We start from the raw sequence: 22,651 nt of genomic DNA, 5'->3' as shown, positions 1-22,651 counted from the left end.
CCCCGTGTAGCGAAGTGACCTAGTCAGCTAATAGAGTCCGCGCATGACCATCGCGCCTTCGCTTTGCTCGCCCCTAGCGCTCGCCGATGCAGAACCCACTCGCGCTGCCGAACCCTGGGAGAGCGACGTGCTGACGGCCTACGGCCTGTTGCGAGAAGCAGCAGCAGAGCTGGATCACCTGATGCGCCATTCTCTGAAGCGCAGTGGACTGCAAATGGCAATGTTCGAACTGTTGCTGCGGCTTGCCCGCAGCCACGGTGAGAAGCAGCGTCTGACCTCCCTCGCCCGGGAGTTGACCGTCACCACCGGCGGCATCACCCGGCTGGTCGACCGTGCCGAGAACCTCGGCCTGGTCCGCCGCGAGCCTTGTCCTGACGACGCCCGCGGCTCGTTCGCGGTCCTGACCGAGGAGGGCAAGCGGCGGCTGCGCGAAGCACTGCCGGATCACCTGCTCGAGATCGACAGCCTCTGGATGTCCCAGCTGGCCGACGAGCGGGACGTCGTCCTCGGCAAGCTCCGCCGAGTCCGGGACAACGCCCGCCGCTGGCCGAACGGCCGCCCGGGCCTCGGGCCGATCACGCCCGACCGGATCTGACCGACTTCACAACTACACAAGAGCATTACCCGCGACTAACGGATGGGGCGCCCGACTGGTGTCGGGCGCCCCGCCGCGTAATGGTTGAGAAGTGAAACAACCCCCGGATCAGCCGCGACCCGGCAGCACCAGGTCCCACGAGGCCGGCGTCGACCGGCCCGGAGGAAGTACGGCGCCGGCCAGCTCCGGCGGTCCCGGGAACCAGCCCGGCGACTGGCCTACCTACGCGCCGGGCGGTGCGGGTGAGGTCGGCCGCGAAACCGGCGATCAGTCGACCAGCGGATCAGCGCGCACATCGGACGGCGGAGCGGCCCGCCCCTCGGACGGTGGATCGGTGCGTGGATCTGCCCGCACCTCGGACGGTGCGTCGGCCCGCACATCGGACGGCGGATCAGGCGGCGGATCGGCTCGTGGATCCGGCGGTGGATCGGGAGGTGGGGGCGGAGCTCGGGCAGCTGCGCGGGGCGTTTGGTGGCGTGGTGCGCTTGGTGGGGTTTTGGCTGCACTTGCCGGGCTGGCCGTCGGGAGTGTGACAGCGGGCGTTCTGGGGACACCGCAGACGCCGGTGGTGGCGATCGGGTCGGCGTTCATCGACCGGGTGCCGCCCTGGATGAAGGATTTCGCGATCTCCTGGTTCGGGACGCACGACAAGACCGCGCTCCGGGTCGGCATCCTGATCGTCGTCGCGGCCCTCGCCGCGGTCGGCGGGATTCTCGCCGTACGGCGATACTGGGCCGGCGCTCTGATCACGATCGCACTCGCCGGTGTGGCGGTCGCCGCAGCCGTCACCCGCGCCGACTCCGGCCAGACCGGGTTCCTCCCGTCGGCGCTTGCCGGTGTGACCGCCTTGGTCATCCTCAGACTCTTCAGCCGCCGGCTCGAACCGCTGCTCGACTTCCCGGACGACGGCGTCAGTCGCCGCGGCTTCCTGCAGTTGTCGGCCGGTGTCGCCCTCGGCTCGGCCGCGGTCGCCGCGGCGGGCAAGATCGTCGGCGGGAACCGCGCCGCCGTGGCGGACGCCCGCAAGCAGCTCCGCCTTCCGCAGCCACCGACCCTGGCACCACCCGCCGGCGTCCAGGCCGACGGCGCCGTACCGTGGGCGACCGCGAACGAGGACTTCTACCGCATCGACACCGCCCTCTCGGTGCCGCAGATCGTGCCCGCAGACTGGAAGCTGCGCATCCACGGCATGGTCGACCGCGAGCTCACCCTGAGCTTCGACGACCTGCTCAAGCGCCAGGTCATCCACAAGTGGGTCACATTGACATGCGTGAGCAACGAAGTCGGCGGCGACCTGATCGGCAACGCGTTGTGGTCCGGCGTACTGCTGAAGGATCTGCTCGAGGAGGCCGGTCCGGCACAGGACGCGGACGCGATCCAGTCGACGTCGAAGGACGGGTTCACCGCCGGTACGCCGCTGCCGACGTTGCTCGACGACCGGCAGGCGATGCTCGCGTTCGCGATGAACGGCGAGCCGTTGCCGGTCGAGCACGGGTTCCCGGTGCGGATCGTCGTCCCGGGGCTGTACGGCTACGTGTCGGCGACGAAGTGGCTGGTGGACATCGAGGTCACCCGGTTCGACCGGTTCGAGGCGTACTGGACGCCGCGCGGGTGGTCGGCGCTCGGCCCGATCAAGTTGTCGTCGCGGATCGACACTCCGCTCGGGAAGAAGGTCGACCCGGGACCGGTGACGGTCGCCGGCGTGGCCTGGGACCAGCACGTCGGGGTGTCCAAGGTCGAGGTCCGGGTCGACGGGGGCCCTTGGCAACAAGCCATGCTGGCCACGGACCCGTCGATCGACACCTGGCGGCAGTGGCACTGGACGTGGAACGCGCCGCGCGGCACACACGTGCTGCAGGTCCGGGCGTTCGACGCGAAGGGCAATCCGCAGATCGATTCGTCGGCGCCACCGGCTCCGGACGGCGCGACCGGATTGCACACGGTCAGCGTGAAGGTCGGCTGACCGCGTCCAGCACCATCGGCAGGAACGTGTGCTCGAGCGATCCGGCCGGCACCTTCCGCGGCTCGAGCAGACTCTGCGAGCGAGCCCCTTCGTGCAGCGCGATCACCATCCGGACGAACTGCTCAGCGGGAACGGTCAGCTCCAGCCCACCGGCCTCGGCGATCTGCTCGACCAGTCCGGTCAGACTCGTGCGGAACATCGCACGCTGCTTGTTCAGCGCCTCGGCCGCCGCCGGGTCGCGCAGTGCGTGCAGCGTGAACTCGGCCGAGATCAGGTGCCACTGCCGTTGGTCCGGCGCGGCCTCGTCGAGCAGCCCCAGTACGGCGTCGAGCAGCGTGCCGGGCTGCGTGGCGAGCTCGGGAAGCAGCGCCTCGATCTGCTCCAGCAGCCGGTCGGTCGTGGCCTGGAACAGCGCGAGCACCAACTCGTCCTTGGACCCGAAGTTCGAGTAGAAGGCGCCGCGGGTGAATCCGGCCCGCTCGCAGATGTCCTCCACCGACGCGCCGTGGAAGCCGCGCTCAGCGAACACCTCCTGGGCTCCCTCGAGAAGTCGGGCCCGGGTGTTGGAGCGGCGGCGCTTGGGCGTTTCCATAGGAGTAGGATACAGTTCTGTATTGAATACACAACCGTATTGAACGGGGATGCAGGATGGAGCTCGAGGCAACCGGGATCAGCGTGCGGGGTCCGCACGCGCCGATGCTGCACGCCACGTCACTGTCGGTCGCGGATCATCAGGTCGTGCTGTTGACCGGATATCCGGGCGCCGGCCACGTGGCAGCGTCACTCGGTCTGTCCGGGCGGCTCAAGCTCGACACCGGTTCGGTCCGCCTCGACGGCAAGGCTGAGTCGGCCCTGCTGCGACGACACGTTGCTGTGGTCGACGCGCCGGGCATCACCGAGCCGGACGACGCCCTGCCCGTTCAGACCGTTGTGGGCGAGGAGTTGGCCATCGCGGGTCGCAAGGCCGGGCGCAAGGCCGTTCTGGAGTGGCTGAACGAGCACGACGCGGCAGAGCACGCCGACAAGCGGTTCGAGCACCTCCCGGTCGCCGTGCGCACCAGACTGCTCACGGAGCTCACGGTGGCGCGCCCCGACGTACAGGTGGTCATTCTGACCATGCCGGATCGCCACGGGGGCGATCCGCACGGCTGGTACGAGCTGGGCCGCGGGTTGGCGGCACAGGGGTACGGCGTGATCATCACGTGCTCTGACGCGTCGGCCCGGTTGCTGGACGTCAAGGCCGCCCGGATGGGTGAGACGGACCAGCCCGACCCGGTGCAGGTCACTCCGATCGCTCCGGTGGAGCCAGTCACCCCAATCGAGGAAGAAGTGGAGACAGAGGCGTGACCGCGCTGCGGATGGCCCTGAGTGAGTTACGGCGCCTGACGGCCGGACGGCTGCCCAAACTGGCTGTGGTGGCGCTGCTGCTGGTGCCCGTGCTGTACGGCGGCCTGTACCTGTACGCGAACCACGACCCGTACGGTCGGCTGAACAAGATCCCGACCGCGGTCGTCGTCGAGGACGCGGGTACGACGCTCGCGACCGGCGAGAAGCTCAACGTGGGACCGCAGGTCGCCGACGAACTGGTCCAGTCGAAGAGCTTCGACTGGCACCAGGTGGACCGTGCGGACGCGACCCAGGGGGTGTCCGACGGCAAGTACGAGTTCGCTCTGGTGCTGCCGAAGACCTTCTCGGCCGACCTGGCGTCGAGTGCGGAATTCACGCCGCGGCAGGCGGAGCTGGAGCTGCTGACGAACGACGCCAACAACTACATCGCGCACACGATCGCCAACCAGGTCGTCGCGCAGGTGACGAAGACGGTCGCGTCGCAGGTCAGCGAGACCGCGGCATCGCAGTTGCTGGCCGGGTACAACACCATCCACAAGAACGTGAGTTCCGCAGCCGCCGGCGCCGCCAAGCTGCAGAACGGGTTGACGTCGGCTGCGACCGGCGTCGCGAAGCTGCAGTCCGGTGCGTCGCAACTCAACACCGCACAGAAGCAGCTCTCTGCCGGCGCGACACAGCTGGCCACCGGCGCGACCCAGGCGTCGCAGGGCGCGTCATCCTTGGCGACCGGCGCAGCAAAGCTCGACAACGGCCTGGACACGTTGCAGGAGAAGACCGCAGCGCTGCCGAAGCAGACGAAGCAGCTGGCGGCCGGCGCGGATCAGGTTGCTGACGGCAACGAGAAGATCGCCGGCGCGGGACGTCAGGTGGCGACCGCGTCCAGCACGCTGGTGAAGGACCTCAAGACCTTCGACACCCAACTGCCGGCGCGCTTGCGAGCCCAGGGACTGAGCCAGCACCAGATCAACGTGGTGCTGACCGAGACGGCCAAGCTGCGCGCACCCGTCGTACAGGCGAACACCAAGATCCAGTCGACGTCCAAGCAGCTCAACACGCTCGCCACGGGGGCGCGGAAGGTGTCGAACGGCGCTTCCGCTCTGGCCAAGGCGACTCCGGCTCTGACGAACGGCATCCGTACGGCGTCCAGTGGGGCGCATCAGCTCAGCACAGGCGCTAGCCAGCTCAAGACCGGGCTGGGCAACCTGCAGACCGGTGCACAGAAGCTTGCTGCTGGAGAGAAGCAGGCCGTGACCGGGCAGGGGCAGTTGCTGACCGGTGTGAACAGCCTGGCCACCGGTGTGGGTCAACTGAAGACCGGTGCGACGCAACTGAACACCGGACTGCAGAAGGGCGTGAAGCAGATCCCCAACCCGTCAGCGGATCAGCGCAAGGCGGTCGCCGAGACTCTCGGTGCACCCGTCACGCTGCAGAACGTCTCGCAGGCCACGGCCGACAGCTACGGCGCCGGTCTGGCTCCGTTCTTCCTCTGCCTTGCCTGCTGGATCGGTGCGTACGTGCTGTTCCTGCTGGTGCGGCCGCTGTCACCGCGAGCGCTCGCAGCCTTGCAGTCGCCGTTCCGGCTGGCGCTCGGCGGCTGGTTGCCGCCTGCGCTGTTCGGCGCGATCCAGGCCACGCTGGTCTTCGTCGCCGTCGTCCTCGGCCTCGGCATCCACGCCGCGCACCCGTGGCTGACCGTCGGCTTCCTGATCCTGACGTCGTTCACCTTCGTCGCGATCCTGCACGCGCTGTCCGCGTGGTTCGGCGCTGTGGGCAAGTTCCTCGGCCTGGTCCTGATGGTCATCCAGCTGGTCAGCGCCGGCGGCACGTTCCCGTGGCAGACGATTCCGGGGCCGCTGTACTTCTTCCACCACGCCCTGCCGATGAGTTACGCCATCGACGGCGTCCGCCACTTGATGTACGGCGGCCCGGGTGCCTCCCTCGGCGGAGACCTCCTGGCCCTCGCCCTCTGGTTCACCGCCGCCCTCACCGCTTCCACCCTCGCCGCCCGCAAGCAGCGCGTATGGCCGGCCAAGAAGCTTCAGCCAGAGCTGGCTCTCTAGCTGTTCACGAAGGTCGCGGTCTGGGTGATGAGCTGGTGGGTCGTCGGTTGGTCGAAGAAGGTGATGAGGGCTTCGTAGGTGCCTGCCTCGGCGGCCGACGGGTCCACCACGTAGCCGTAGTAGCCGTCGGTGTAGCCGACGACCCGGGTGACGGGGTAGATGCTGTCGGACTGGAGGCAGGCGCCGTGGACCGCGAACAGCTCGACCGGAAGATTGATCCAGCAGACGTCGCCCATGGTGACCCTGCTGATGTTGAGATCCAGCGCCGGCGGGAGCGACGCGGCGGCCATCAGGACCTGGCCGCGGGCTCCGTCCAAGCGGGTCTGCGAGATGCGGCCCGAAGGGTCGTCGGCCGTGTTGACCCGGCTCTCCACAACGGACGCCAGCCTCTCGGACTCGTCCACAGGCGGGATCGATCGCACAGGCAAAGTCAGAGTGGTCCGACGGACTGCTGGCGCCGACTGCGGTAGCGCGAGCCCCGGACCGGCCAGAGCTTCACGGACACGCGCGGCCAGCAACCCACCCAGCCGGGCGACCTCGGCCGCGCCGCGACCTTGGCGCGTGAAGCGCGGACTGACGTCACCGGCCGCACCTTGCAGAAAGCCCACCACAGCGGGAGCCAAGGCGGCACGAGCGGCGCCGGGCCAGTCGGCGGAGTACTGCAGGTTCTCCGGGCCGTACGTCGTCGGGTGGCACGCGAAGTCCAGCAGCACCGCCTCGAGAGCGCCGGAGGCGCCGTGCAACGCAAGGATGCCGGCGGTGTTGTCGTGCGGACCGTTCTTGCGATGCCGGTTGGTCCCGACGCCGACGACCTCGATCGAATGCCAACTCGCCGTCACCGGTTGCCGCTCCAGCCGGGCCCCGCGCACCGCGCCGACCAACGAGTCGACCAGGACACATTCGCGTTCGGCCGGGATCACCGGATGGATCTCACCGGTCCACCCGGACGGCCCGGAGTGCGTGTGCGACGCGGACACCACGACCTGCGACGGCGGGATGCCGGCGGCGGCTCCGGCGGCCGCCGCGAGCTCCGATGAGAGCACGCTCCCGGCGGCGATGGCGTCGAGCGTAAGCCACAGCACGCCCGGATCGTCCTTGGTGGACAACCAGATCAGCGTCGCGCGGAGCGGGTCCGCGGTGCCGGTCGAGAGTCCGGCGCGGGCGGCGTACCCGTCGAGCCGGTGGCCGGGCGGCGGCGTGACGTCCAAGGACGTCGCGGCCAGAAGGAGTTCGTTCACGTGAAGTCTCCAGCTGTCGTACCGGCTCGGATCGGACGATGCCTGCCAAGATATACGGTCAACACCGTAATTATCGAGGGTGCGGATGCGCGACGATCAGGTCGGCGTACGGCCCTACCGAACCCGTGGCGAGACGTTCGGCGCCGTCGAGCGAGTTGCCGGCCGCCACTGTCAGTCTTGCTCGCCCGGGCAAGGCCTCGCGGACCGGCGTCAGCAACTGTTCCCCGGCGCCGTCGAACAGGCCGCCGACGCACGCAACCGGCACCGGCCCTTCGCCGGCCAGTTGGGCGACCGCGGCGCCGATCGTCTCGGCGATGTCGCCGGCCGCCTGGACCAGCAACTCGACGGCGACCGGATCCCCTTCGCCCGCGCACCGCAGAACCTCGGGGGCGAACCGGGCCACGTCGTCGACGAGCGTGGTCGACCGGTAGAGCGCGACCGGATCGAGCGCGGTGTCCGCGAGCTTGGTCATCGGACCGCGGCCGTCCCGGGCCCGCTGGACGGCGACCAGGCCGGCGCGACCGATCGCGAACGCACTGCCGGCGTCGCCGAACAGGTATCCATGCCCGTCGAGCTTGCGCCACGTACCGTCGCGATCCACCGCGAGACAGACCAGCCCCGTTCCGGCGGCCACCACCACGCCGTACCCGTCCGGTAACGCGCCGGCGTGGGCCGTGACCATGTCCTGGGTCAGGCGCACCTCGCCGGCGTCGAGCAGCTCAGCGACATCGGCGGCGAACCGCTCGGCAGCGCCGTGAGCCTGCGGGTAGCCGGTCAGGCCGAGCGCGACGACGTCCACCTGACCGTCCACCTCGGCCTCGACCGCGGCGATGCGGATCGCGTCCAGCAGCTTGGACACGGCATCAGGTCCGTGCGTGTAGCCGGGCCCTTGGCCGGTCCGTCCGGACGGGAGGACACGAAGACGGAGAGCGGACTGGCCGCCGTCGATGGCGATGCGGGTCATTGGATGGTCCCGGGGTGGATAGTCCTGACAATTCCTGACAATGCTGAAAGGAGAGTACCCACACGATCCCGCTACCGGGGAAGGGCTGCCTCGAACTGATTCAGCAGCGTCCCCAGCCGTACGCCGGTGAGCTGGACGCTCGGGTGCATCCAGTCGTTGAGGATCGGGTCCTCGCCGGCCAGGTGGTCCGACAGCTCGGTCCGGCTCAACTCGAAGACGTGCGCCGGGTTGCCGGTCAGGTCGACGACGGTCTGCATCAGTCGCCCGACCTGGTCCTCCCAGAGCGCGGCCTCGAGGTCGTCGCGGTCCGGACGGATCAGCAACAGCTCCACGTCGCTGTCGAGCTCACCGTCACCGCGGGCGATCGCGCCGTACACACTGGCGTGCACCGGCGGGATCCGCCAGCCGCCGATCTCGTCAGCGAGCCGGGCGACCATCATCCCGCGGAGATTCGCGAGCTGCTCGACGATCGGCGCGACCAGGTGCTTGCGATTGAGGCGGTACAGCAACGAGTTCCCGAGATCGTCCACATGCACGAGCCCCGTCGCAGCCAGCCGCTGCAGCACGAGCCGCACCCCCGCGACACTCCCGGCCCCGGCCAGCTTGTGAATCTGCCGCCCCGACAACCCGTCCTCGGACCGGGCCAGCACCTCCAGCACCGGCCCGTCCAACGACGGCACCACAGTGCTGATCGGGCTCTTCAGATCCATAATCCGAACCACAGTAGTGATCACCGGGCCGCGCAAGTAATCACCATGACGGGTCAGCTACCCCGGATCGTTCGGTTCGCCGGCGAGAAGTACTCTCCGCCGCATGCCTCGAACTGCCTTGGTGATCGGAGCCGGGATCGGCGGCCTGGCGGCGGCGATCGGACTGCGGCGCGTCGGCTGGTCGGTACGCGTGCTGGAACGGGCACCGGTCATCGCCGAGGTCGGCGCCGGCCTCACGTTGTGGCCGAACGCCGTGCGGGCGCTCGCCGCACTCGGTCTCGACGTCACGGATCACAGCGTGTCGACGATCTCCCGCGGAAACATCCTGACACCGCGCGGACGGTGGGTGCGGCGCAATCACCCGGAAGACGTCGGCGTGCTCGCGATCCATCGCGCCGAGCTGCACGACGTACTGCGGAAGGCGTTGCCGGAGTCGGCGTTGCACACCGATGCCGAGGTGACCGCGGTGTCGACCGACGGGACCGTGACGTGCGCGGGCGAGGAACTGCACGCCGATCTCGTGGTCGCGGCCGACGGGGTGAACAGCATCACCCGCCGGACTTTGTGGTCCGGGGACCCGGTGTTCCAGTATCGGACGGTTTGGCGAGGTGTCACGTCGGTGGGGCCGGTGCAGGAGTCGTTGACGATGGGGCGCGGGCTCCAGTTCGGCGTGCTGCCGTTGCGCGAGGACCGTGCGTACTGGTTCCTCACTGCGAACGAGCCGCGGGCGAACACGCTGTACGGCGATGACCGGGCGGAAGTACTGCGGCGCGTTGGTGACTGGCACGAGCCGATCCCGCAGCTGGTCGCCGCGACGCCGCCTGATCAGGTCCTGCACAACGACATGCTGGACATCGACCCGGTGCCGACGTTCGTGAAGGACCGCGTCGTACTGCTGGGCGATGCAGCTCACGCGATGACACCCGATCTCGGCCAAGGCGCCTGCCAGGCTTTGGAGGACGCGGTCGTCCTGGCCGCGCACGCCGACGACCTCTCGACCTACGACCGGGAACGTCGGGCCCGCGTCCATCCCATGATGGCCGCAGCCCGCGCAGGTGTCGCCCGCAACTCCAACACCAGCGCACTCCGCCACTGCGCACTACTCGTCGCAGCCCGCCTCATCCCACCCACCGCCTGGCGCAAAGCCACCGCCCAGTGGGCCAACTGGCAACCACCCAAACTCCCTTAACCACACACTCCCTCGCGTTTCACGGCGCCTCACGCACGAGACCAGCCGCCGTATGGTGCGCAGTCACCGCACGCAGTCCTCACCCTGCACGCCGAGCTACGTCCCACTTCCCCCGCCTCGCAGAAAACAAGCACGCTTGATTCTTTTTGTGGGGCGTGGGACGCTCGGCTGGACGGGTGGCTCGCGAGGGAGTGTGGCGTGCAACTGGACGAAGTACTGGCGGATCTTTGGGCTGAGAGTGCTGAGCTGGATCGGTTGGTGGGTGGGCTCGCCGCGGAGGAGTGGGCTACGCCTACGCCGGCTGAGGGGTGGACGATCGCGCATCAGATCGCTCATCTGACCTGGACCGACGAGGCGACGCAGCTGGCCGTGACCGACCCTGAGGCGTTCAAGGCGGCGCTGCAGACGGCCGCAGCGAGTCCCACGACGTACGTCGACGACGGCGCCACGGAGACTGCCGCGCTGCCGCCGGACCAGCTGCTGACCTACTGGCGGGAGACCCGCGCCGAGGTCGCCGAGGTGCTGAAGAAGGTGCTGCCCGGCGAGAAGGTGCTGTGGTATGGGCCGCCGATGAGTCCGACGTCGATGGCGACGGCGCGTCTGATGGAGACGTGGGCACACGGGCAGGACGTGTTCGACGCCCTCGGCGTCCAACGCCAGCCGTCGAACCGTCTGCGGCACGTCGCGCATCTCGCGGTCCGCACCCGCGACTTCGCGTACCTGCTCAACGACCGCAAGCCGCCCGCCGAGCCGTTCCGTGTCGAACTGACCGGGCCGGACGGTGACGTGTGGACCTGGGGTCCTGAGGATGCAGCGCAGCGGGTGACCGCGCCGGCCCTCGACTTCTGCCTGCTCGCGACGCAACGCCGGCACCGGGACGACCTGTCCGTACGTGCGGAGGGTGCGGACGCCGAGGAGTGGTTGGGGATCATCCAGGCCTTCGCCGGGTTGCCGGGGAAGGGGCGTCGGGCAGGGCAGTTCGGATGACTGAGGCGCTGCGCATCGGTAACGCGTCCGGGTTCTACGGGGACCGGTTCAGCGCGGTGCAGGAGATGCTGACCGGTGGGCCGCTGGATGTGCTGACGGGCGATTACCTGGCCGAGCTGACGATGCTCATCCTCGGGCGGGACCGGATGAAGGACCCGGGCCTGGGGTATGCGAAGACGTTCCTCAAGCAACTCGAGACCGGGTTGGGCGAGGCGCTCGACCGAGGCGTGAAGATCGTCAGCAACGCGGGCGGTCTCAACCCGTCGGGGCTCGCCGCGGCGATCACCGGCCTCGCGGAGCGGCTCGGGTTGCATCCGAAGATCGCGTACGTCGAAGGCGACGATCTCGTCGGCCGAGCGCAGGAGCTGCGGCTGGGCGCGCCGTTGACCGCCAATGCGTACCTGGGCGCTTGGGGTATCGCCGAGGCGCTGCAAGCCGGCGCGGACGTGGTGGTGACCGGGCGCGTAACGGATGCCTCCGTGATCGTCGGCCCGGCTGCGGCACACCACGGCTGGAAGCGGACGCAGTACGACGAACTCGCCGGGGCGGTCGTCGCCGGGCACGTGATCGAGTGCGGTTGTCAGGCGACCGGCGGGAACTACGCGTTCTTCACCGAGATCCGCGACTTCGGGCGGCCCGGATTCCCGATCGCGGAGATCCACGCGGACGGCAGCAGCGTGATCACCAAGCACGACAACACCGGCGGCGCGGTCACGATCGACACGGTCAAGGCACAGCTGCTGTACGAGGTCGCCGACGCCCGGTACACCGGTCCGGACGTCACGACCCGCCTCGACACGATCGAGCTCACCGCCGACGGCCCCGACCGCGTCCGGATCTCCGGGGTCCGCGGCGAAGCCCCGCCGCCGACGTACAAGGTCTCGCTGAACAGCGTCGGCGGTTTCCGCAACGAGGTCGACTTCGTCCTCACCGGGCTGCAGCTGGAGCAGAAGGCCGAGCTGGTGCAGCAGCAGCTCGAGCAGGCGCTGCCGCAACGGCCGGCCGAGCTGAGGTGGACGCTGGCCTGGACCGAGAAGCCGAACGCCGAGTCCGAGGAGGAGGCCAGCGTGTTCCTCCGGTGCGCGGTCAAGGACCCGGACCCGAAGGTCGTCGGTCGCGCGTTCAGCAGCGCGGCGATCGAGCTGGCGCTGGCGAGCTACCCCGGCTTCCATGTCACCGCGCCGCCCGGCGACGGTTCGCCGTACGGCGTTTTCCGTGCCGGGTACGTCGACATCCACGAGGTGGAGCACGTTGTCGTACTGCCCGACGGATCGCGGCAGATCGTCGAACCCGCGCTCGAGACGCGGCCGCTGCGGCCGGTCGACGACATCGAGGCCCCGATGCCGCTGCTGCAGCTGTCCAGCGGACCGCCGCGCACTCGCGAGGTCCCGCTCGGCCGGATCGCCGGCACGCGATCGGGCGACAAGGGCGGCGATGCGAACGTCGGCGTGTGGGTGCGCGACGAGAAGGCCTGGCGCTGGCTCGCGCACACCCTCACAGTCGAGCTGTTCCAGACGCTCCTGCCGGAGACGCGGCCGCTGACCGTCACGCGCTATCTGCTTCCGAACCTGTGGGCGCTGAATTTCGTCGTCGAGGGTCTGCTGGGTGAGGGCGTCGCGGCGCAGGCGCGGTTCGATCCGCAGGCGAAGGCGCTGGGCGAGTGGCTGCGGTCGCGGTACGTCGACGTGCCGGAGGTGCTGTTGTGAACGACTTCCGGGAGTCCGTACGGCGGTTCATGGCGGCGGAGGTGCTGCCGCATCTGGACCAGTGGGAGCGGGACGGCGAGCTGCCGCGGGAGCTGCACAAGAAGGCCGGCGCTCTCGGGTTGCTGGGCGTCGGGTTCCCGGAAGCGGTCGGCGGTGGCGGCGGATCGCTGCTCGACGCGATCGACGTCGTCGAGGAGATGCACTACGCGGGCGGCTCCGGCGGCCTCGTGGCCGCACTCCTGACCTGCGGCATCGCACTTCCGCATATTATTGCCAGCGGCAACGAAGCGCAGATCGAGCGGTGGGTTCGGCCGACGTTGGACGGCGAGTTGATCGGGGCGCTGGCCATCACGGAGCCGGGTGGCGGGTCGGACGTGGCGGCACTTCGTACGACGGCGCGGCGCGAGGGTGACGTGTTCGTGGTGAACGGCGCGAAGACCTTCATCACGTCGGGGTGTCGTGCGGATTTTGTGACGACAGCTGTCCGCACCGACGGCCCGGGAGCGCACGGCATCAGTCTGCTGGTCATCGAGGCTGGGTTCAGGGTGTCGCGGCGGTTGGAGAAGATGGGCTGGCTGTGCTCCGACACGGCCGAGCTGTCGTTCGACAACGTGCGGGTGCCGGCGAGCAACCTGATCGGCGCGCCTGGCAGTGGGTTCGTCCAGCTGGCCGTGAACTTCGTTGCGGAGCGGTTGACGTTGGCTGTGCAGGCTTATGCCGGGGCTCAGCGGGCGCTTGATCTGACCGTCGAGTGGTGCCGTCAGCGCAAGACCTTCGGGCGGCCGTTGATTTCTCGGCAGACGGTGCAGCACACGCTGACCGAGATGGCGCGGCGGGTGGATGTGGCGCGGGTCTACGTGCGCGACGTGGCGCGGCGCGCGGACGCGGGCGACGACGTGATCGCTGAGACCTGTTTCGCCAAGAACACCGCGGTCGCGGCGGGGCAGTGGGTCTGTGACCAGGCGCTGCAGCTGCACGGTGGCCTCGGGTACATGCGCGAGGCCGAGGTGGAACGCCAGTACCGCGACCAGAAGATCCTCGCCATCGGCGGCGGGACCACCGAGATCCTGACCGGCCTGGCCTCGAAGAGACTGGGGTTCACCGCATGAGCAATCGTGAGGCGATGCTGGACAAGCTCGCCGCGCTGGACGTCGAGCACGCGAAGGCGCTGGCGGGCGGCGGGGAGAAGTACGTCGACCGGCACCACCGGCGCGGGAAGCTGCTGGCCCGGGAGCGGATCGAGCTGCTGCTCGACCCGGACTCGTACTTCCTCGAGCTGTCACCGCTGGCCGGCTGGGGATCCGACTTCACCGTCGGCGCCAGCCTGGTCACGGGCATCGGTGTGGTCGAGGGCGTCGAATGCCTGATCACCGCCAACGACCCGACCGTCAAGGGCGGGTCGAGCAATCCGTGGACCCTGAAGAAGGCCTTGCGCGCGGACGAGATCGCGCGGGCGAACCGGCTGCCGGTGATCAGCCTGGTCGAGTCCGGCGGCGCGGACCTGCCGACGCAGAAGGAGATCTTCATCCCCGGCGGCGCGATGTTCCGGAACCTGACCCGGTTGTCGGCCGAGGGGATCCCGACGATCGCGCTGGTGTTCGGCAACTCGACCGCGGGCGGCGCGTACATCCCGGGGATGAGCGACTACGTCGTGATGGTGGACGGCGGCGCGAAGGTGTTCCTGGCCGGGCCGCCGCTGGTGAAGATGGCGACCGGCGAGGACGCGGACGACGAGTCGCTCGGCGGTGCGTCGATGCACGCGCGGCAGTCCGGCCTGGCCGACTACTTCGCGGTGGACGAGCCCGACGCGATCCGGCTCGGGCGGCAGATCGTGTCCCGGCTGAACTGGCGCAAACTCGGCCCGCCGGCCGCGCCGTCGTACGACGAACCCCGGTTCGCCGCGGACGACCTGCTCGACATCGTGCCGGGTGATCTGAAGGTCCCGTTCGATCCGCGGGACGTGATCGCGCGGGTGGTGGACGGGTCGGTGTTCGACGAGTTCAAGCCGCTGTACGGGTCCTCGCTGGCGACCGGCTGGGCGTCGGTGCACGGCTACCCGGTGGGGATCCTGGCGAACGCGCGCGGTGTGCTGTTCAGCGAGGAGTCGCAGAAGGCCGCGCAGTTCATCCAGCTGGCGAACCGCGCGAACACGCCGCTGATCTTCCTGCACAACACGACCGGCTACATGGTCGGGCAGGAGTACGAGCAGGGCGGCATCATCAAGCACGGCGCGCAGATGATCAACGCGGTCTCGAACTCGAAGGTCCCGCACGTCTCGATCCTGATGGGCGCGTCGTACGGCGCCGGGCACTACGGGATGTGCGGCCGCGCGTTCGATCCGCGGTTCCTGTTCGCATGGCCGTCGGCGAAGTCGGCGGTGATGGGCCCGCAGCAGCTGGCCGGTGTGCTGTCGATCGTCGCGCGCGCGGCCGCCGACGCGAAGGGGCAGCCGTACGACGAACAGGCCGACCGGCAGATGCGCGCGTACGTCGAAGGTCAGATCGAGGCGGAGTCGCTGCCGATGTTCCTGTCCGGCCGCCTGTACGACGACGGCGTCATCGATCCCCGGGACACCAGGACCGTGCTCGGCATCTGCCTGTCCGCCATCCACTCCGCCCCGGTCGAAGGCACGTCGTCCTTCGGCGTCTTCAGGATGTGACGCGCATGATCTCCTCGGTACTGGTCGCCAACCGCGGCGAGATCGCCCGCCGGATCTTCCGCACGGTCCGATCGCTCGGCCTGTCCACGGTGGCGGTGTATTCGAGCGCCGACGCGCGGATGCCGTTCGTGGACGAGGCCGATGCGGCCGTTCACCTGCCCGGCAACACACCGGGCGAGACTTATCTGCGGGCGGACCTGGTCGTCGAGGCGGCGCTGCGGGCCGGTGCGGACGCCGTCCATCCCGGGTACGGGTTCCTGTCGGAGAACGCCGCGTTCGCGCAGGCGGTGATCGACGCGGGGCTGACCTGGATCGGTCCGCCCGTGGACGCGATCTCGTCGATGGGGTCGAAGATCGAGGCGAAGAAGCTGATGGCGGCGGCCGGGGTGCCGGTGCTGGCCGAGCTCACGCCCGCCGAGGTGTCCGCCGACGATCTGCCGGTGCTGGTGAAGGCGTCGGCAGGCGGTGGCGGACGCGGGATGCGGGTGGTGTCGCGGCTGGAGGATCTCGCCGCCGAGATCGACGCGGCGTCGGCGGAGGCGCTGTCGGCGTTCGGGGACGGGACGGTTTTCTGCGAGCGGTATCTCGCGACCGGACGGCACATCGAAGTACAGATCATGGCGGACCGGCACGGGACGATCTGGGCGGTCGGTGAACGGGAGTGCTCGATCCAGCGTCGGCACCAGAAGGTCGTCGAAGAGGCGCCGTCGCCACTCGTCGACCGCATCCCGGCGATGCGCGCCGAGTTGTTCGACGCGGCGCGGAAGGCGGCCGCAGCGATCAGCTACACCGGTGCCGGGACGGTCGAGTTCCTCGCCGATGAGGACGGGAACTTCTACTTCCTCGAGATGAACACGCGGTTGCAGGTGGAGCATCCGGTGACCGAGGAGACGACCGGGCTCGACCTGGTCGAGCTGCAGATCGCCGTCGCGTCCGGTGAGGAGCTGCCGCCCGAGCCGCCGCCCGCGGTCGGGCATGCGATCGAGGTCCGGCTGTACGCCGAGGATCCCCAGCACGAATGGCAACCGCAGACCGGAGTGCTGCACCGCTTCGCGCTGGAGCAGCAGGAGGGTCTGCGGGTCGATTCCGGGGTGGTCGACGGGTCGGAAGTCTCGCCGTACTACGACCCGATGCTCGCGAAGGTGATTGCGTGCGGGGCCGATCGGGCCGCAGTCGCGCGGCGGCTGGCCGGGGTGCTGGAGCGGGCGACGATCCACGGCGTCGGCACCAACCGGGAGCTGCTCGCGTGGATCCTTCGGCACCCGGCGTTCCTCGCAGGCGACACGGACACCGCGTTCTTCGACACGCACGGGGTCGGGACGACGGTCGACGACTCGGTGGTGCGGGCGTCGGCGTTGGCGGCCGCGCTGGCGGATGCGGCGGGACGGCGTACGCCGGTGCGGGTGCCCAGCGGGTGGCGGAATCTGGTGTCGCAGCCGCAGCGGAAGAGCTATCGGTACGGCGATGACGTGGTCGAGGTGGCGTACCGGCTGACGCGGGACGGATTGGTTGTCGACGGCAACACTGCGCTGATTTCCCTGGACCCCGGGAGCGTCGCGCTCGAGGTCAACGGTGTGCGCAGGTCGTTCGAGGTCGCGGCGTACGGCGGGCTCGTGTGTGTGGACTCGGCGCTCGGCGGCGTGACGCTGCGGCCGGTCGAGCGGTTCGTCGATCCGGCCGATCAGGTCGCCGCCGGGTCGTTGGTGGCGCCCATGCCGGGGACCGTGATCCGGGTCGGCGTCGCGGTCGGTGAGATGGTGAAACAAGGACAGCCGCTGCTCTGGCTGGAGGCGATGAAGATGGAGCACACGATCGCCGCCCCGGCGGACGGCGTCGTCGGTGAGTTGAAGGTGGCAGCAGGACAACAGGTCGAGGTCGGCACCGTACTGGCCGTGGTTGGGGAGAGCGCATGAACGAGCGTAGCGAGTTCATCAGAAAGCACAGCGCGATTCGTGCCTCATCGGCGCCCGGAGCGAAGCGAGGACGCCGATGAGCTACGTGGAGTCCGACGAACGTCGGGAGCTGAGAAGGGTCGTCGGCGAGCTCGGGAAGAAGTACGGCTACGAGTGGTTCAACCGGCAGGCCAGGACCGGCGGTCACACCACCGAGCTGTGGCTCGAGGCCGGCAAGCTCGGGTTCCTCGGCGTGAATCTTCCCGAGGAGTACGGCGGCGGTGGCGGCGGCATGGCCGACCTGTCGATCGTCCTCGAGGAACTCGGCGCGGCCGGCTGCCCACTGCTGATGATGGTCGTGTCGCCGTCGATCTGCGGCACGGTGATCTCCCGCTTCGGCACCGACGACCAGAAGCAGCACTGGCTGCCGGGCCTCGCCGACGGTACGACGATCATGGCGTTCGCGATCACCGAGCCGGACGCCGGCTCGAACTCGCACCAGATCACCACCACGGCCCGCCGGACCGACGACGGCTGGTCGCTGACCGGGCGCAAGGTGTACATCTCCGGGCTGGACGTCGCGAAGGCGGTCCTGGTCGTCGGCCGCACCGAAGACGCCCGCACCGGCAAGCTGAAGCCGGCGCTGTTCATCGTCCCGACCGACGCGCCGGGCGTGGAGTTCCGGCAGATCGAGATGGACCTGATCAGCCCGGACAAGCAGTACGCGCTGTTCCTGGACGACGTACAGCTGCCGCGCGAAGCGCTCGTCGGGTCCGAGGACGCGGCGCTCTTGCAACTGTTCGCGGGCCTCAACCCCGAGCGGATCATGGCGTCCGCGTTCGCGATCGGGATCGCTCGGCACGCGCTCGGCAAGGCGACGGCGTACGTCAAGGAACGCCAGGTGTGGAAGCAGCCGATCGGTGCGCACCAGGGGATCGCGCACCCGCTGGCGCAGATCAAGATCGAGCTCGAGCTGGCCCGGCTGATGATGCAGAAGGCGGCGGCGTTGTACGACGCGGGCGACGACCTGGCCGCGGGCGAGGCCGCGAACATGGCGAAGTACGCGGCCGGCGAGGTCGCCGTACGAGCCACCGATCAGGCAGTGCAATCGCTCGGCGGGAACGGTATGACTGTCGAGTACGGCGTTGCGTCACTGGTCGCGGCCGCACGCGCGACCCGGATCGCCCCGGTCAGCCGGGAGATGATCCTGAACTTCGTCGCACAGCACAGCCTCGGGTTGCCGAAGTCCTACTGAGAAAGGCCTGGGCCGATGATCATCACCAGCGAATTCCCGCCCGTCGAGGTGCTCGACGTCCCGATCCACGACGCCGTGCTCGGCAGAGCCCAGGAGTATGGCGACCGGCCGGCGATGGTCGACGGCGTCACCGGCAAGGAACTCAGCTACGCCCAACTGGACCACTTGACCCGGCGGGTCGCGGCCGGCCTGGCCGAGCTCGGCGTACAGCACGGCGACGTGATCGCGCTGTACAGCCCGAACACGATCCTGTACCCGGTGGTGTTCTACGGCGCCACGCGCGCCGGCGCGACTGTGACCACGGTGAACGCGCTCTACACCGCTGACGAGTTGCACAAGCAGTTGATCGACTCCAAGGCGAAGTTGCTGGTGACGATTTCGCTGTTCCTGCCGGTCGCGAACGCCGCCATCGAAGGCACCGAGGTCAGGCAGATCTTCGTCTGCGACCAGGCCGAGGGGTACCGGTCGATCCAGGAGCTGTTCGCGTCCACCGCTCCCGAGCCGTCGGTGACGATCGATCCGGCTGTGGACGTCGCGGTGCTGCCCTACTCGAGCGGGACGACCGGCGCGGCCAAGGGCGTGATGCTGACGCACCGGAACGTCGCGACGAACATCGCGCAGGCCGAGGCCACGATCAAGCTGGGCGAGGACGAGCGGGTCATCGCGATCCTGCCGTTCTTCCACATCTACGGACTGACCGTCCTGATGAACCTGCCGCTGCGGCTCGGCATCACGGTGGTGGTGCTGCCGAAGTTCGACCTGGAGCAGTTCCTGACCACACTCCAGGACCAGCGGATCACGCGGGCGTTCGTCGCACCGCCGGTGGTTCTGGCGCTCGCCAAGCACCCGGCCGTCGACTCGTTCGACCTGTCCGCGTTGCAGCACGTGATGTCGGCCGCGGCGCCGTTGGACGGCGAGCTGGCCGAGGCGTGCGCGAAGCGACTCGGTCTGCACGCGGTGACGCAGGCCTACGGGATGACCGAGCTGTCGCCGGGCACGCACGCCGTACCGCAGGACGACCCGGAGCCGCCGCCGGGTGCGGTCGGCAAGTTGTTCCCCTCGACGGAGATGCGGCTGGTCGGTGCGGACGGTGAGGACGCGGACGAGGGCGAGATCTGGATCCGCGGGCCGCAGGTGATGAAGGGGTACCTCGGCCGGCCCGCCGAGACCGACGCGACGATCGACCGCGACGGCTGGCTGCACACCGGCGACATCGGGCGGATGGACGCGCGGGGCTATCTGTACGTCGTGGACCGGGTGAAGGAGCTGATCAAGTACCACGGGTACCAGGTGCCGCCGGCGGAGCTGGAGGCCGTGCTGCTCACCGACGACCGGGTCGCCGACGCGGCCGTCATCGGGGTCGATGCCAACGGCAACGAAGTGCCGAAGGCGTTCGTGGTGCCGATGCCGGGGGTGTCGTTGACCGCCGAGGATGTGATCGAGTACGTCGCGGCGCGGGTGGCGCCGTACAAGAAGATCCGGCAGGTGGAGTTCATCGACGCGGTGCCGAAGGCGGCGTCGGGGAAGATCCTGCGGCGCGAGCTGCGGGCGCGTGAGGCCGCGCGTGAGTGAGGCGCTGAAAGCGCCCCAGCAGGATCGGTCGCGGGCGACCCGGCAGCGGCTGCTGGAGGCTGCCGTCGAGTCGCTGGCCGAGGTCGGGTACGCCGCGACGACGGTGTCGGTCGTCGCGGCGCGGGCCGGGGTGTCGCGGGGTGCGGCGCAGCATCACTTCCCGACCCGGGCGGACCTGTTCGCGGCGGCGGTCGAGTACATGACCGAGGTGCGGCTGGCGGAGATCCGTGCGCAGGCCGCCGCGCTGCCGAGCGGGGCGGGGCGGACCGAGGCGATCGTCGGGATGCTGGCCGACGTGTACACCGGGCCGTTGTTCCGCGCTGCGCTGCATCTGTGGGTGGCGGCGTCGACAGAGGAGGCGTTGCGGCAGCAGATCGTGCGGCTGGAGGCACACGTCGGGCGGCAGGCGCACCGGGCGCTGCTCGACGTTCTCGAGGTGAGCGAACGGACGCCTGGTGTGCGGGAGACCGTGCAGGGTGTGCTGGACATGGCGCGCGGTCTGGGGCTGGCTGATCTGTTGACCGACGACAGTGTGCGGCGGCGGGGCATCGTGCGCCAGTGGAGCCGCATCCTCGATCAGGCTCTGCGCGACCCGGGGGTGTGACCGAAGGCGCTCTTGAAGGTGTCGATGAACGCACTCGTCGACGCCCAGCCTGTCGCGTGCGCCACCCGAGTCACGGACTCCCCGTCCGCCAACAGCACCAGCGCCTCGTGCAACCGCAACTGCGTCCGCCACTGCGGAAAGCTCATCCCCAGCTCAGCACGGCACAGCCGACTCAATGTCCGCTCACTTGCACCCACCTCCCGCCCTAGCTGAGTCAGAGTCCGCCCATCCGCGGGCTCCGCCCGCAACACCTCACAAACCGCCACAAGCCGCGCGTCCCGCGGCGCAGGCAAGTAGGTCGGCCGCTGAGCCGACCGCCGCAACTGGTCCAACAACACACGCCGCAACCGCCCACGCTCACCAGCCTCAAGGCCCTCCGAGCCATGACCAGATCCACCGGCTTCTTCTTCTGCTGCTGTGTAGGTGAGGATGAGTTCTCGCAGGAGGGGGCTGACCACCAGGGCTGAGGGGGTGGTCAGGGCGAGCGGGTTTTCGGTGAGGCCGACTGTGTGGAGGGTTGTTTCGCCGTAGGCGCGGTGTTGGTGGAGGGTGGCGGCGGGGATCCAGATGGCTCGGGTGGCGGGGGCTACCCACGTGCCGGCGTCGGTGGTGACGGAGAGGACGCCGCGGCCGGCGTACACGATCTGGTTGCGGTCGTGCCAGTGCGGCTCGATGCCGCCGCCGGACTCGATCGGGCGTCGGCCGGTGGTCGCGGGACGTTGGCGGGTTTCCGGCATCAGTTGGCACTTTATCGGAAGCCGGACACGCCTCCCGGCGGTGACGATCGACGGGTGAAGAGACCGATCGGACTGATGGCCACCGGCCACGCGTGCGTGGACATCTACCAGGGCTGCGTGCCGGCGCTCGTACCGTTCCTGGTCGCCGAGCGCGGCCTCGGGTACGTCGCGGTCTCCGGCATCACGCTCGCCGCAACCCTGTTGTCCTCGGTCGTGCAGCCGGTCTTCGGCGTCCTCACCGATCGCCGTCCGCTGACCTGGCTGATCCCGGTCGCGATGACCACCGCGGGTCTCGGCATCGCCCTGATCGGCGTCGGGCACGACTACTGGCCGACCTGGCTGGCGGCGGCGCTGTCGGGCCTCGGCGTCGCGGCGTACCACCCAGAGGCAGCCCGCCTGGCCCGGATCGTGAGCGGCGGCAGCCACGTCGGGATGAGCTGGTTCTCGGTCGGCGGGAACGTCGGCTTCGCGCTGGCGCCGGTGCTGGTCACACCGATCATCGCCGCCGGCGGGCTGTCGCTGACGCCGCTGCTCGTCGTACCAGCTGTCCTCGGCGCCACGATCACCTCATGGGCGATCCGCTCGCGTGTCGCCGCCACGGCAGCCCGCAGCCAGACCCAGGGAACGGACGACTGGCCGTCGTTCCTGCGGCTGTCGTTGATCATGATCTGCCGCTCGATCGTGTTCGTCGGCCTCGGCACGTTCATCGCGCTGTACGCCGGCCAGCGGGTCGGCGGCGGTACGACGACCGGCGGCGTCGCGCTGTTCGTGCTCTTCGCCGCCGGCGCGCTCGGCACCCTCCTCGGCGGCCGGCTCGCCACGCGCTACGGGCGGATCCGCACACTGCGCACGTCGTACGCCGTCGCCGTCCCCGCGATCGCCTGCCTGGTGTTCGTTCCGGGACCGGCGTTCTTCGGGTTCCTCGCCGCGACCGCGATCGCGATGTCGATCCCGTTCTCGCTGCACGTGACACTCGGCCAGGACTTCCTGCCCGGACGCGTCGGTACGGCGGGCGGCATGACACTCGGCCTGGCAGTCAGCATCGGCGGCGTGGCCACGCCGGTCCTCGGCGCTATCGCGGAACACACCTCGCTGCGGCTGGCGCTCAGCACGCTGATCGCGCTGGTCCTGTGCAGCACCTTGATCGGCTACGCCATCAACGAACCCGCCTGA

Annotated in this window: 19 protein-coding genes; 14 read left to right on the top strand and 5 right to left on the bottom strand. The window is 69.4% G+C overall.

The features are described from left to right. The first annotated feature begins 214 nt into the window (after positions 1–214). Together AB0L64_RS02370 and AB0L64_RS02365 are read left to right on the top strand one after the other, a co-directional pair. Positions 215–595 (top strand): MarR family transcriptional regulator, encoded by a 381-nt coding sequence (locus AB0L64_RS02370; protein ID WP_355693484.1) that lies wholly within the window; start codon positions 215–217, stop codon positions 593–595. Positions 596–1,091: 496 nt separating this feature from the next. Next, on the top strand, positions 1,092–2,558 hold the full coding sequence (locus tag AB0L64_RS02365) for a molybdopterin-dependent oxidoreductase (RefSeq protein WP_363706878.1): 1,467 nt from the start codon (positions 1,092–1,094) through the stop codon (positions 2,556–2,558). Here the strand turns inward: AB0L64_RS02365 and AB0L64_RS02360 are convergent. After that, positions 2,539–3,150 carry a TetR/AcrR family transcriptional regulator gene (locus AB0L64_RS02360; protein WP_363706876.1) on the bottom strand — a complete coding sequence of 204 codons (612 nt, stop codon included), beginning with the start codon at positions 3,148–3,150 and terminating at the stop codon, positions 2,539–2,541. The genes AB0L64_RS02365 and AB0L64_RS02360 overlap by 20 nt on opposite strands. Before the next feature lie 56 nt (positions 3,151–3,206). Here AB0L64_RS02360 and AB0L64_RS02355 point away from each other — a divergent pair, with 56 nt between their 5' ends. Beyond that, a complete protein-coding gene (locus tag AB0L64_RS02355) occupies positions 3,207–3,905 on the top strand; it encodes a hypothetical protein (RefSeq protein WP_363706874.1) in 699 nt (232 codons plus the stop codon). Next, complete coding sequence (locus AB0L64_RS02350; RefSeq protein WP_363706872.1) at positions 3,902–5,965, top strand: YhgE/Pip domain-containing protein; 2,064 nt, start codon at positions 3,902–3,904, stop codon at positions 5,963–5,965. The genes AB0L64_RS02355 and AB0L64_RS02350 overlap by 4 nt, the downstream gene beginning before the upstream one ends. Here the strand turns inward: AB0L64_RS02350 and AB0L64_RS02345 are convergent. The 3 genes from AB0L64_RS02345 to AB0L64_RS02335 all read right to left on the bottom strand — a co-directional run bounded on the left by AB0L64_RS02345 (position 5,962) and on the right by AB0L64_RS02335 (position 8,877). Then, positions 5,962–7,203 (bottom strand): hypothetical protein, encoded by a 1,242-nt coding sequence (locus AB0L64_RS02345; protein WP_363706870.1) that lies wholly within the window; start codon positions 7,201–7,203, stop codon positions 5,962–5,964. The two genes, AB0L64_RS02350 and AB0L64_RS02345, sit on opposite strands and share 4 nt — an antisense overlap. 70 nt (positions 7,204–7,273) lie before the next feature. Next, positions 7,274–8,167: a BadF/BadG/BcrA/BcrD ATPase family protein gene (locus tag AB0L64_RS02340; protein WP_363706868.1), complete on the bottom strand. Its 894-nt coding sequence runs from the start codon at positions 8,165–8,167 to the stop codon at positions 7,274–7,276. A 71-nt stretch (positions 8,168–8,238) separates the two neighbouring features. Beyond that, positions 8,239–8,877, bottom strand: a complete 639-nt coding sequence (locus tag AB0L64_RS02335; protein ID WP_363706866.1) for a hypothetical protein — start codon at positions 8,875–8,877, stop codon at positions 8,239–8,241. 103 nt (positions 8,878–8,980) lie between these two features. Between AB0L64_RS02335 and AB0L64_RS02330 the strand changes: the two genes are divergently transcribed. From AB0L64_RS02330 to AB0L64_RS02290, 9 genes are all read left to right on the top strand, one after another. Next, on the top strand, positions 8,981–10,066 hold the full coding sequence (locus AB0L64_RS02330) for an FAD-dependent monooxygenase (RefSeq protein ID WP_363706864.1): 1,086 nt from the start codon (positions 8,981–8,983) through the stop codon (positions 10,064–10,066). Positions 10,067–10,264: 198 nt separating this feature from the next. Then, the gene (locus AB0L64_RS02325) at positions 10,265–11,053 is read left to right on the top strand and encodes a TIGR03084 family metal-binding protein (protein ID WP_363706862.1); all 789 of its coding nucleotides are present in this window, start codon (positions 10,265–10,267) and stop codon (positions 11,051–11,053) included. Then, complete coding sequence (locus AB0L64_RS02320) at positions 11,050–12,759, top strand: acyclic terpene utilization AtuA family protein (RefSeq protein ID WP_363706860.1); 1,710 nt, start codon at positions 11,050–11,052, stop codon at positions 12,757–12,759. Before AB0L64_RS02325 ends, AB0L64_RS02320 begins: the two co-directional genes overlap by 4 nt. Further along, positions 12,756–13,868 carry an acyl-CoA dehydrogenase family protein gene (locus tag AB0L64_RS02315; RefSeq protein WP_363706858.1) on the top strand — a complete coding sequence of 371 codons (1,113 nt, stop codon included), beginning with the start codon at positions 12,756–12,758 and terminating at the stop codon, positions 13,866–13,868. Before AB0L64_RS02320 ends, AB0L64_RS02315 begins: the two co-directional genes overlap by 4 nt. Beyond that, positions 13,865–15,418, top strand: coding sequence for a carboxyl transferase domain-containing protein (locus tag AB0L64_RS02310; RefSeq protein WP_363706856.1), 1,554 nt, complete (start codon positions 13,865–13,867; stop codon positions 15,416–15,418). The genes AB0L64_RS02315 and AB0L64_RS02310 overlap by 4 nt, the downstream gene beginning before the upstream one ends. 5 nt (positions 15,419–15,423) lie before the next feature. Further along, positions 15,424–17,331: a biotin carboxylase N-terminal domain-containing protein gene (locus AB0L64_RS02305; RefSeq protein WP_363706854.1), complete on the top strand. Its 1,908-nt coding sequence runs from the start codon at positions 15,424–15,426 to the stop codon at positions 17,329–17,331. Positions 17,332–17,407: 76 nt separating this feature from the next. Continuing rightward, positions 17,408–18,565 carry an acyl-CoA dehydrogenase family protein gene (locus AB0L64_RS02300; protein WP_363706852.1) on the top strand — a complete coding sequence of 386 codons (1,158 nt, stop codon included), beginning with the start codon at positions 17,408–17,410 and terminating at the stop codon, positions 18,563–18,565. 15 nt (positions 18,566–18,580) lie between these two features. Continuing rightward, complete coding sequence (locus AB0L64_RS02295; protein WP_363706850.1) at positions 18,581–20,137, top strand: AMP-binding protein; 1,557 nt, start codon at positions 18,581–18,583, stop codon at positions 20,135–20,137. Then, entirely contained in the window at positions 20,130–20,741 is a 612-nt protein-coding gene (locus AB0L64_RS02290) for a TetR/AcrR family transcriptional regulator (RefSeq protein WP_363706848.1), read from the top strand. Before AB0L64_RS02295 ends, AB0L64_RS02290 begins: the two co-directional genes overlap by 8 nt. On the opposite strand, the gene AB0L64_RS02285 is transcribed toward AB0L64_RS02290, so the two are convergent. Further along, positions 20,714–21,478 (bottom strand): helix-turn-helix transcriptional regulator, encoded by a 765-nt coding sequence (locus tag AB0L64_RS02285; protein WP_363706846.1) that lies wholly within the window; start codon positions 21,476–21,478, stop codon positions 20,714–20,716. The genes AB0L64_RS02290 and AB0L64_RS02285 overlap by 28 nt on opposite strands. A gap of 54 nt (positions 21,479–21,532) precedes the next feature. On the opposite strand from AB0L64_RS02285, the gene AB0L64_RS02280 reads away from it, so the two are divergent. Then, complete coding sequence (locus AB0L64_RS02280; protein ID WP_363706844.1) at positions 21,533–22,651, top strand: MFS transporter; 1,119 nt, start codon at positions 21,533–21,535, stop codon at positions 22,649–22,651.

Origin of the sequence: Kribbella sp. NPDC051936, assembly GCF_040680955.1 — a bacterium.
Classification (GTDB): Bacteria; Actinomycetota; Actinomycetes; order Propionibacteriales; family Kribbellaceae; genus Kribbella.
The sequence above is the reverse complement of the archived record's forward strand: the minus strand, read 5'-3'. Positions and strand labels throughout refer to the sequence as shown.